The 9,745-nt window shown below is 72.3% G+C and carries 9 protein-coding genes and 1 pseudogene; 6 read left to right on the forward strand and 4 right to left on the reverse strand.

Annotated features, from left to right (window positions below; translation table 11 throughout):
* The 5 genes from B7767_RS10810 to B7767_RS10830 all read left to right on the forward strand — a co-directional run.
* Nucleotides 1–431: cytochrome P450 (locus B7767_RS10810; protein WP_143652344.1), on the forward strand; the 431-nt coding region annotated here is incomplete at its 5' end.
* A gap of 56 nt (nt 432–487) precedes the next feature.
* A complete protein-coding gene (locus B7767_RS10815) occupies nt 488–1,513 on the forward strand; it encodes an FkbO/Hyg5 family chorismatase (protein WP_085572016.1) in 1,026 nt (341 codons plus the stop codon).
* Nucleotides 1,510–3,069 carry a class I adenylate-forming enzyme family protein gene (locus B7767_RS10820; RefSeq protein ID WP_085572008.1) on the forward strand — a complete coding sequence of 520 codons (1,560 nt, stop codon included), beginning with the start codon at nt 1,510–1,512 and terminating at the stop codon, nt 3,067–3,069. The genes B7767_RS10815 and B7767_RS10820 overlap by 4 nt, the downstream gene beginning before the upstream one ends.
* Before the next feature lie 68 nt (nt 3,070–3,137).
* Nucleotides 3,138–4,748 carry a tyrosine 2,3-aminomutase gene (gene cmdF, locus B7767_RS10825; RefSeq protein WP_085572009.1) on the forward strand — a complete coding sequence of 537 codons (1,611 nt, stop codon included), beginning with the start codon at nt 3,138–3,140 and terminating at the stop codon, nt 4,746–4,748.
* A gap of 132 nt (nt 4,749–4,880) precedes the next feature.
* Nucleotides 4,881–5,870: a hypothetical protein gene (locus B7767_RS10830; protein ID WP_085572010.1), complete on the forward strand. Its 990-nt coding sequence runs from the start codon at nt 4,881–4,883 to the stop codon at nt 5,868–5,870.
* 103 nt (nt 5,871–5,973) lie between these two features.
* Here the strand turns inward: B7767_RS10830 and B7767_RS10835 are convergent, their stop codons facing one another.
* Complete coding sequence (locus B7767_RS10835; RefSeq protein WP_256923394.1) at nt 5,974–6,255, reverse strand: hypothetical protein; 282 nt, start codon at nt 6,253–6,255, stop codon at nt 5,974–5,976.
* A gap of 74 nt (nt 6,256–6,329) precedes the next feature.
* On the reverse strand, nt 6,330–6,731 hold the full coding sequence (locus tag B7767_RS10840; protein ID WP_085572012.1) for a RidA family protein: 402 nt from the start codon (nt 6,729–6,731) through the stop codon (nt 6,330–6,332).
* A 101-nt stretch (nt 6,732–6,832) separates the two neighbouring features.
* On the opposite strand from B7767_RS10840, the gene B7767_RS10845 reads away from it, so the two are divergent.
* Nucleotides 6,833–7,216 (forward strand): helix-turn-helix domain-containing protein, encoded by a 384-nt coding sequence (locus B7767_RS10845; RefSeq protein WP_085572013.1) that lies wholly within the window; start codon nt 6,833–6,835, stop codon nt 7,214–7,216.
* Between the two features lie 121 nt (nt 7,217–7,337).
* Here the strand turns inward: B7767_RS10845 and B7767_RS10850 are convergent, their stop codons facing one another.
* A complete protein-coding gene (locus tag B7767_RS10850) occupies nt 7,338–8,957 on the reverse strand; it encodes an MFS transporter (protein WP_085572014.1) in 1,620 nt (539 codons plus the stop codon).
* Nucleotides 8,958–9,424: 467 nt separating this feature from the next.
* Nucleotides 9,425–9,745, reverse strand: a pseudogene (locus B7767_RS47260) (hypothetical protein); the annotation flags it as partial.

Genomic DNA, 9,745 nt, shown 5'->3' on the forward strand with positions numbered 1-9,745 from the left:
CCCGGTACGCGGGCCAGGTGGTCCAGGAGGTCCTGCGCCTGGACCCGCCGGTCCAGCTCCTCCACCGTCATGCCGTCGCCGATCTCGACGTCTGCGGCACGCGGGTGCCGGCCGGGACCACCCTGCTGCTCCTGCTGGCCGCGGCCCACCGGGACCCGCGCGTGTGGGACAGCCCCGAGGTGTTCGCCCCGGACGCGTCCGGGGCGCCGCACGCCGCCTTCGGGCTGGGCCCGCACGCGTGCCCCGGCGAACCGGTGGCCCGGCTGATCGCCGAAACGGTTCTCGTCCGGTTCGCCCAGCGGGTCACCGGTGCCCGCTTCGCCACCGGAACCCCCTCCTACCGACCGAACGTCACCCTGCGCGGCCTGCGGGCGCTGTGGGTCGATTCCGACGGCTTCGGCGACCGCGGTCTGCCGTGGCCGCCGGCGTGACGCACCCGCCGCTTCGCTTCGCAGCGCTCACCCGGCTCACCCATGGGAGCAAACTCGTGACAGTCCTTCACACCGTTCCGCGCGCAACGACGCTGGACTGCGTGTTCGACACGCCCTCCGGCGAGGACCGGGACGTCCTGGCCGGCCGGCACGTCCTGGCCCGCATCGTGTACGGGCACCAGGGCGGGCAGCCGACGCTGTACCAGGGGTCCCCCCGGCTCGACGTGCACATGATGGCCGAGTCCGCCGTCCCGTTCACGGAGGCCTGGGTCACCGACCGTCCCGTGCGCTCCGGACTGCAGGACAACCTGGTCTACGCGGAGGACGGCGAGCACTTCTTCTGCGCGGTGCGCATCGAGGAGAGCGGCGTCTACCGCGAGGCGGTGCACGCCGCCTACGGCGCCGCGCTCCGGATGGCCTGGCAGCAGGGGTACACCGACCTGTTCCGCATGTGGAACCTGGTCGGCGACATCACCGGCGACAACGCCGAGGGCACCGAGATCTACCAGGACTTCTGCGCCGGCCGGGCCCTGGCCTTCGAGGAGTGGTCCGAGCACTTCGAGGGCATCCCCGCGGCGACCGGCATCGGTTCCCTGGGCACGGGCATCGACCTGTACTTCCTGGCCTGCCGCCCCGGGCGCACGACCCACCTGGAGAACCCGCGGCAGACCCCGGCCCACCGGTACCCCGACCGGTACGGAACCCTGTCGCCGAGTTTCGCGCGCGGCACCCACCTGGCGTCCGAGGGGTACGGGACGGGGGCCCTCTACGTGTCGGGCACGGCCAGCATCCTCGGGGACGACACCGTGCACCCCGGCGACATCGAACGGCAGCTGGACGTCACGCTGGCCAACATCGAGGCCCTGGTGAGCGGGGAGAACCTGCGCCAGCACGCCGTCGACGCCGGGTACGGGCTGACGGAGCTGGACAGCGTCAAGGTCTACGTCCGTGACGCGGAGCACCTGCCGGCGGTGCGGGCCCGGTGCGCCGAGGTGTTCTCCGGCGCGGCGGACGTGGTCTTCCTCAACGTCGGCATCTGCCGGCCGGACCTGCTCGTCGAGATGGAAGGGATCTGCCGATGACCACCGCCCCGCCCCGCCCCGCCGGTGACGCCGTCGCGCCGGTCCCGGTCTCCGGGACCCGCAGCGGCAACCTGGTCGAGCTGCTGGAGGAGTCCGCACGCGCGCACGGCCGGCTGGACCGCACCGCCTACATCGACGAGGACGGCGAGCACTCCTTCCGCTCGGTGTACGAGGGGGCGGGCCGGGCCGCCGCGGCGTTCGCGGCGCGCGGTCTCGGCCCCGGCTCGCGGATCCTCATCGCGCTGCCCGACGGCATCGACTTCGTACGGGCGTTCCTGGGCGCCGTGCGCATCGGCGCGGTGGCGATCCCCGTCAACTCGATGTTCCACCCGGACGAGATGGCGCGGGCCGGGGACATCGCCGAGCCGGCGGCCGTGGTGGCCGCGCCGGAGTTCGACGGGCTGTTCACCGCGCCGGTGCTGACCGCCCGGTCGTTGTCGCGGGACGACGGCGCCGCGGTGCCGCCGTACGCCGACTGCGCGCCGCACACACCGGCGTTCGCCGCGTTCACGTCGGGCACGACCGGCGGCCCCAAGCTCTGCTTCCACACGCACGCGGACGCGGAGGTCCTCGACCGCGCGGCCGGCGAGGCGATCGGGGTGCGGGAGGACGACGTCTGCTACTCGGTACCGCGGATGAACTTCGCGTACGGGCTGGGCAATTCGCTGTTCTTCCCGCTGCTGCGGGGCGCCACCACCGTACTCACCGGCCGGCGGCTGGGCCCGGCCGACTGCCTCGCCCTCATCGCCCGGCACGGCGTGAGCGTCTACTACAGCCAGCCCACCTTCTTCGCCCACATGCTCGCCCACCCCGACGCGGAGGGCGTCCTCGGCCGGCTGCGCGTGGCGGTCGTCGCCGGGGAGGTGCTGCCCCAGGCCCTGGAGCGGCGGCTGCGCCACATCATGGGCGAGCGCCTGCTCAACGTGTACGGCACGACCGAGATCGGGCACGCCCTGCTGGCCAACGGGGCGGGCTCCTACCGGGAGTTCACCCTCGGCCGGGTGCTGGCGCCGTACCGGCTGCGCGTCGTCGACGAGGAGGGCCGCCCGGTGGCCGCCGGCTGCGAGGGCCGGCTGGAGCTGGCCGGGCCCACCATCGGTCCGGGCGTCGCCCGGGGAAGCGAGGCCCCGCTGCGGACGGCGCCGGAGGAGTGGTACTCCACCAGCGACGCGGCGACGGTCGACGCCGACGGGTTCGTCCGGGTGCACGGACGGCTCGACGACGTGGAGATCGTCGGCGGCATCAACGTGCACCCCACCGAGATCGAGGACCGTCTCATGGAGCACCCGGCCGTGAAGGAGGCGGCGGTGTGCGCGGTGCGGCGCGACGACGGGGTGTCGGTGCTGCGGGCCTTCACCGTCCTGCGGGCGGGGGTCGACGCCGCGGCCGCGCAGGAGGTGCGGCAGGAGCTGCTCGCCGCCTGCCGCACGACGCTGACCTGGTACAAGGTCCCCGAGGACGTCTTCTTCGTGACGTCGCTGCCCCGCAATCACGTCGGCAAGCTGCTGCGCCGCACGGTCCGCGCGCAGGCCGCCGACGGTTCGTTCCGGCCCTGACATCCGCTGCCCCGTCCTGTCCGCCGGTTCCTCGTCGGGTCCGGCTTCGTCCACCTGGAGTGAGAGCGTTGACAACAGCTGACACCGGCACCACCACGGTCACCTTCGACGGTGAGAGCCTCACCACCGACGCGGTCGGCCGTGTCGCGGAACTGGGAGCGCCGGTGGGGGTGTCCCCCGACGCCGTCGCCAAGACGCTCAAGAGCCGCGCGATGCTCGAGGACCTGGCGGAGCAGAACATCCCCATCTACGGCGTGACCACGGGTTACGGCGAGATGATCTACATGCAGATCGACAAGTCGAAAGAGGTCGAACTGCAGACGAACCTGGTGCGCAGCCACAGCGCCGGGGTGGGCCCGCTGTTCGCCGAGGACGAGGCCCGCGCCATCATGGCGGCGCGTCTGAACACGCTCGCCAAGGGGCACTCCGCGGTCCGCCCGGAGATCCTGGACCGCCTGGCGCTGTATCTGAACGAGGGGATCACACCGGCGATACCGGAGATCGGTTCGCTCGGCGCCAGCGGTGACCTCGTGCCGCTGGCGCACCTCGCCGGCACGCTCATCGGCGAGGGCCGGGTGCTGCGCGACGGCAAGCAGCGGGAGACCGGCAAGGTCCTGCGCGAGCTGGGCATCGCCCCGCTGCAGCTGCGCTTCAAGGAGGGCCTGGCGCTGATCAACGGGACCTCCGCCATGACGGGCCTCGGCTCCCTCGTCGTGGAGCGGGCGTTCACCCAGGTCCGCCAGGCGGAGATGGTCTCGGGCCTGCTCAACGACGTACTGCGCGGCTCCAGGAGCCCGTTCCTGGCCGAGGGGCACGACGTCGCCCGGCCGCACGCGGGGCAGATCGACTCGGCGGCCAACATGCGGACCCTGCTCGCGGGCAGCCGGCTGGCCCTGGACCACGCGGACCTGCGCCGCGAGCTGGAGAAGGCCAGGGAAGGCGGCGGTGACGTCCAGCGCACCGACGTGTACCTGCAGAAGGCGTACACGCTGCGCGCCGTGCCGCAGATCCTCGGCGCGGTGCGGGACACCCTCACGCACGCGCGGGAGCGGCTGGAGACCGAGCTCAACTCCGCCAACGACAACCCCCTGTTCTTCGAGGGCGAGGAGATCTTCCACGGGGCGAACTTCCACGGCCAGCCCATCGCGTTCGTCATGGACTTCACCACGATCGCGCTCACCCAGCTCGGGGTGCTCGCCGAGCGGCAGGTCAACCGGCTGCTCAACCGGCACCTCAGCTACGGTCTGCCGGAGTTCCTCGTCGCCGCCGACCCGGGCCTGCACTGCGGTTTCGCCGGCGCGAACTACCCGGCGACGGCCCTGGTGGCGGAGAACCGGACCATCGGGCCCGCCAGCACCCAGAGCGTGCCGTCCAACGGCGACAACCAGGACGTCGTCAGCATGGGCCTGATCGCGGCCCGCAACGCCCGGCGGGTGCTGCAGAACAACAACCGCATCCTCGCGGTGGAGTTCCTCGCCGCCGCCCAGGCCGTGGACGTCTCCCGGCGGTACGACGACCTGAGCCCGGCGAGCCGGGCCACGTACGACGCGGTGCGCTCCCTGGTGCCCACCCTGGGCGTGGACCGCTACATGGCCGACGACATCGAGCTGACCGCCGCGGCGCTGTCGCGGGGCGAGTTCCTGCGGTCCCTGAACCAGGAGGGGATCTCGCTGCGCTGACCCGGCGTACGGCGGTGCGGGGGACGGGGGCACGACCGGTGCACCGTCCCCCGCACCGCGTCCGGGGGCCCTTCCGGGGCCCGGAAACACCGCACGTCCTTTGTTCCGTCCTCTTCGGTGAAAGGCGTTTCGATGACTCAAGTGACACAGCGTCCCACCCTGGACGCCCCGGCCCCGCCGCGGACCGGCACCTCGCGTACGCCCTCGTTCTTCTTCAACGGCCACGTGCCGCGACGGCGGCTGCTGGTCGCCGTGGTCAGCGCGCTGTTCGGCTTCGCCCTGACGGTGGTGTGGTCGGCGGAGTTCGTCGACAGCACCATCGGCGACAACGTCGCCGACACCCTGCTCGGCCACCACGCCAAGGACAGCCCCATCGCCGGCGCCCTGGCCGGTCTGGCCTTCGCCGTGGCGACCGGGGTGGCGGGCACGTTCACCGCCTGCAACGTCGCCGTGTTCAGCGCGCTGGCCCCGCTGACCGGCGGCCCGTCCTCACCGCGCCGGCGGCTGACCGCCGCACTGCAGCCGCTGAGCAGACTCGCCCTGGGCGCGATCACCGTGTCGGCGCTGTACGGGGTGCTCGTCGCGCTGGTCGGCACCGGGATGCCGCAGTTCGACGAGACCCCGTCGGGCAGCGGGCTGTCCGGCCGGCTGATCCAGGCGATGGTGGTGTACGGGCTCATCGGCCTGTGCATGCTGGTGCTCGGGCTCTCCGCGCTGGGCGTGGTGAGGGACCCGCTCGCACGGCTGTCGCAGCGCTTCCCCGGTGCTCCGATGCTGTTCATGGGCGCCCTGATCGGGGCGTTCCTCATCGGGCGTCCGTTCCCGCTGTTCCGGCAGCTCTTCCGGGACGCGGCCGAGAGCGGCAACCCGCTCTACGGGGCGGCGGTGTTCGTGCTCCAGACGCTCGGCAACCTCGCCGTCGTGGCGGTGCTGTTCCTCCTGGTCACCGTCGCCTTCGGGGACCGGTTGAACCGCTGGCTGACGGCCCGGCCGAGCCGCGCCTCGGCGCTGATGGCGGCGGCGTTCATCGCCGCCGGCGTCTTCATGCTCCTGTACTGGGACCTGCGGATCCTGGCCCGCCGCGATCTGATCTGGTACCCGATGGCCCCCTGGGCGCACTGAGGTACCGGCAGTACGCGGACGGGCCGGGTGCGCGGGGTGCGCGCCCGGCCCGTCCGCACACCCACGGCGTCGTCCGGCTCCCGCCCCCGGCCGGACGTCGGACTCAGGGTGCTCCGGCGGCGTCGCCGGAGCCGGCCGTCTCCTCCTGCGCCATGCCGAGGAAGCGCCGGATCGCCTCGACCGGCATGTCGAGCCCCTCGGACGCGGACTGCTCGTCACCGAACACCTGCACGGCCTCGGCGACCGCCCCGGCCAGTTCCATCTCTGCCTTGCGGACCTTCGCCTCGGCCTTGTCCACGGTGTCGACCACCGCCAACTGGCGGCGCTGCTTCTCCTGAAGCCGCTGCTTGCGGGAAAGGGCCTTGTCAGAACTCTGCACAGACATGACCAAGATCATAATCAGTCCACGTGCGCGCCCGACGCCCCCTCGCCTCCGCTCCCGGTTCCACCGGCGGCTCCTCAGGCGGGCAGCCTCGTGTCGACGACGAAGCCGATCTCGACGACCTGGCCGGGCAGGGTCAGTTCGGTGACGCCCACGACCGTACTGGCCGGGCGGTGGTCACCGAAGTACGCCAGGTTGCCCTCCGCCGCCGCCGCGGCGTTCCGCCGCAGGTCCACCACGTACAGGGTCTGCGAGACGATCTGGTTACGGGTGGCGCCGTAGTGGTCCAGGACCTTGTCCATGTTGGCGTGGGTCCTCTCGAGCTGGGCGGCGAAGTCGTCCGCGTGGAGGAACTCGCCCGCGTCGTCGAACGCGAGCTGTCCGGAGACGTGGACCAGCTCGCCGGACCCGATCGCCTGCACGTAGCCGAAGTCGCTCTCGGCGGGTATGCCGTAGCTGAGGACATCAGGGGTGGTCATGGAGTTCGCCCTTCCGATCCGCTCTCTTGTGGTTACTCGGGAACTGTAGGAGAGTGAGGGCTGACCTGGAAGAACGCACTTTTCGGTGACTGAGGAACCTGATGGTGACCAAGCAACTGCTCAAGGGCCTGCCCGAGGACGCCGACCTGCGGCGCGCCGACTCCCTGGCGCGGGAGATCTTCTCGGACGTCGCCAACAAGTGGGCGCTGCTGATCATCGAGGCGCTCGGCGAGCGCACCCTGCGCTTCAGTGAGCTGCGGGACGAGGTCGAGGGCGTCAGCCACAAGATGCTCACCCAGAACCTGCGCATGCTGGAGCGCAACGGCCTGGTCGACCGGAAGGTGCACCCCACCGTGCCGCCGCGGGTCGAGTACACCCTCACCGAGCCGGGCCGGGGCCTGCTCGCCGCGGTCGACGTCATGTGCGGCTGGACCCATCAGCACCTCGCTCACATCGAGAGCGCACGCGGCCGTTTCGACGCCTGACGGGCACGCGGCGCCCCCTCGGCCAGGCCGCCCGGCCCCGCCGACGGCATCTGCCCCACCCCGGGATGTCCGGGATGGGGCAGGACGCGTGGGCGAGCCGGTGCTCCGGCGCCGGGGAGGTTCAGACCGCCGCCACCTTCGGCGCCGGCTCCTCCGCGCTCTCGTTCTCGGGCCCGGTCTCGGGCCCGGCTTCGGCTTCGGCCTCCGGCGGGGCCTCCTCCTGGCCGACCGGCGGGATGTGCCGCATCAGGACGACGAAGAAGGCGCCGGTGACGGCGATGAGGGCCGCGCTGACCCCGGCCACCGTGTGCAGGCCGCTGGTGAAGGCCACGCGCACGGGCTCCATCAGCGTCTCGGCGAGCGGCCCGGACAGCCCCTCGGTGGCGGCCGCGGCACCGGCGACGCTGTCGCGGGCGGCGTCGGCCGCACCCGCGGGCACGCCCGCCGGGACGGTGTCGGCGATCTCGTTCCGGTAGACGGCCAGGCCCGCGGTGCCCAGGGTCGCCACACCGAGGGCGGCTCCGAACTCGTTGCTCATCTGGGACAGGGCCCCGGCCGAACCGGCCTTCTCCTGCGGGACGGTGCCCACGACCATGTTCGTGCCCAGCGCCACGATCGGGGCGCCGCAGAAGGAGAACACCGCGAACCCGACGATCAGTACGGCCGTGCCGGAACCGGCGTCGAGCTGGGTGAAGGTGAGCAGCACGGCGGTCACGCCCGCGATGCCCGCGCCGATGACGTACGCGGGACGGACCTTGCGGGCGATGATCGGGCACACCGCGAAGGAGACGGTGGCCGCGGCCATGCCGGGCAGCATGCCCAGCCCCGCCTCGAACGGGGACATGCCCTGGGCGGCCTGGAAGTACTGGGTCATGAAGAGCATGACCGTACCGCCGATGAGGCTGTAGGCGAGCAGGCTGAGCAGCGCCGCGGTGAACCGGCCGTGGGCGAACAGGGTGACGTCGAGGAGCGGGCTGCTCAGCCGGCGCTGGCGCTGGACGAACAGCACGCCGATGACGAGTCCGGCGGCCAGCACGACGACGGGCAGGGCCTCCCAGCCGTTGCGGGCGAGCTCCTTGATGCCGTAGATGACCGGGACGGTGCCGCCCAGGCTCAGCAGGACGCTCGCCGGGTCCAGGCGGCCGGCCTCGGGGTTCTTGAACTCGGGCAGGACGCGCGGACCGACGACCAGGGTGAGCACCATCACCGGGACGCCGATCAGGAACAGCGAACCCCACCAGAAGTACTCCAGCATCACACCGCCGAGCAGCGGGCCGACGATCGCGCCGATGGTGAAGCAGCTCGCCCACAGGCTGATGGCGACCGTGCGCTGCTTGGCGTCCTGGAACATGGTGGTGATGAGGGCCAGGGTGGACGGCGTCAGGCTGGCGCCGGCGATGCCCAGGAGCACGCGCGCGGCGATGAGCATGCCCGGACTGGTGGCGAAGGCCGCCATCAGGGACGCGGCACCGAACGCGGCCGAGCCGATCAGCAGCAGCTTGCGGCGGCCGATGCGGTCACCGAGGGTTCCCATGGTGACCAGGAAACCGGCGACCATGAAGCCGTAGATGTCCATGATCCACAGCTGCTGGTTGGAGTCGGCGCCGAGATCCGCGCTCAGGTGCGGCAGCGCCAGGAGCAGTACGAAGACGTCGAGGGCCACGAGGAGGGTCGGCAGAGCGAGGATGCCCAGCCCGATCCACTCCTTCCGCCCGGCTTTGGGAGCACCGCCTGCAGTCATGTGCCTGTTACTTCCCCTCGTCATGGGTCGTGCGCGTGTGGGCGTGGGTGCGGTGGCGCCCGTGTGCCGCGTGTACCGCGTGCCGTCGGGCCCACCCGCCACCGTCCTCCGGGGCCCGCCGCGTCCGCATCTCCCTGCGTGCTGAGTCCGGATACGGAATCCGCGGGTTGCATGAAGCAACTTGGAAGATGCCCAGGCCGAAGCGGGGCCCGTACCTTCATGGACACAGCAGCCGGAACGCCCGGCTCGCCACGATCCGCAGGAAGCCGAGGTCACCGCCTGCCAGGTGGGCCCGGGCGACGACAAGAGGAAAGGAGGTGGCCGGCTGATCTCCTTCTCCTGGCACCGGGACCCGCATCGACCGCCTTCTGAGGCACGGCCGGCTCACTGACGTCGGTCCGCTCTCCGTCCCCGCTCCGCCACGGCCCTCCCCCTCCGGGCCGCGGTGGCGGGGGCGGAGAGCCGCTTCATCTCCGCGGGTCGGCGCCGAGACGGTGGTCGTGCCGACGCCGGGCGGGACGGGGCCGGCGCCGTACGGGGCAGGGCTGGACCTCCGGCGCGGCTGCGGCAGGAGGTACGGGGGCGGGAGACGCGGGTGTGTCCGGGGAAGCGGGCCGCGGGGCGGCGGAAGCCTCCGGCGGACTCCCGGTCCCCGACAGGCCTTTCACCTCCGGCAGCCCTTCGGCCCTCGGCAGCCCTTCGGCGTCCGGCAGGTCTTCGGCGTCCGGCAGGCCGATGTCGAAGTCGCGCCAGGCCCAGGCCCAGGCGGCGGCCCGCCGGAAGGGCCC

Source organism: Streptomyces sp. 13-12-16 (assembly GCF_002114215.1).
GTDB lineage: Bacteria > Actinomycetota > Actinomycetes > Streptomycetales > Streptomycetaceae > Streptomyces.

What these genes read in the sequence shown, in the direction of transcription:
- B7767_RS10820 (WP_085572008.1), top strand. Translation starts at nt 1,510, where the DNA reads ATGACCACCGCCCCGCCCCGCCCCGCCGGTGACGCCGTCGCGCCGGTC.
- B7767_RS10830 (WP_085572010.1), top strand. Translation starts at nt 4,881, where the DNA reads ATGACTCAAGTGACACAGCGTCCCACCCTGGACGCCCCGGCCCCGCCG.
- B7767_RS10835 (WP_256923394.1), bottom strand. Translation starts at nt 6,255, where the DNA reads ATGTCTGTGCAGAGTTCTGACAAGGCCCTTTCCCGCAAGCAGCGGCTT.
- B7767_RS10840 (WP_085572012.1), bottom strand. Translation starts at nt 6,731, where the DNA reads ATGACCACCCCTGATGTCCTCAGCTACGGCATACCCGCCGAGAGCGAC.
- B7767_RS10845 (WP_085572013.1), top strand. Translation starts at nt 6,833, where the DNA reads ATGGTGACCAAGCAACTGCTCAAGGGCCTGCCCGAGGACGCCGACCTG.
- B7767_RS10850 (WP_085572014.1), bottom strand. Translation starts at nt 8,957, where the DNA reads ATGACTGCAGGCGGTGCTCCCAAAGCCGGGCGGAAGGAGTGGATCGGG.